Origin of the sequence: Methylophaga sp. UBA1464 (assembly GCF_002325665.1) — a bacterium.
Classification (GTDB): Bacteria; Pseudomonadota; Gammaproteobacteria; order Nitrosococcales; family Methylophagaceae; genus Methylophaga.
This window is the reverse complement of the sequence record NZ_DCSO01000046.1, coordinates 3761-4213: the sequence shown is the minus strand read 5'-3', so window position 1 is coordinate 4213 and position 453 is coordinate 3761. Positions and strand designations below refer to the sequence as shown.

Here is a 453-nt window from a genome sequence, read left to right as displayed (position 1 = left end):
TCCGAAGGTTCACCATCGGTGACCAGCAATAATAATTTGCGGCGTTCCGGTTGTTTTAGCAGGTGTTGTGCCGCGTGACGCATCGCGGCGCCCATTCGTGTCGATAAACCACCCTTCATCCCCGCCAGCCGTGATTTTGCTTCATCATCAAAAGGCTGATTGAAATTTTTAAAGCGGAAATATTGCACATCATGCCGGCCATCCGAGGCAAAGCCATGAATCGCAAAGGGATCACCGATGCCATTGATGGCTGTAGCCACCAGGGTTGCTGCTTCACGCGTCAAATCCAGAACCGTCTTCTCACTGCCTTCGATAACATCATTGGTGGATTCCGATAAATCCAGTAACACCGTTACGGCTAAATCCCGATTTTTTATCACATTACGCATGGTGATACGTGTATTGGGTTGCTCGCCCATACGGATGGCAATCATTGCATCAACCGCAGCATTG

1 protein-coding gene is annotated in these 453 nt (G+C 49.4%); it reads right to left on the bottom strand.

Going from position 1 to position 453, the window contains the following annotated elements; genetic code table 11:
* A partial coding sequence (locus tag B3O33_RS05440; protein WP_292363155.1) for a nitric oxide reductase activation protein NorD occupies positions 1-453 on the bottom strand: 453 nt, incomplete at both ends.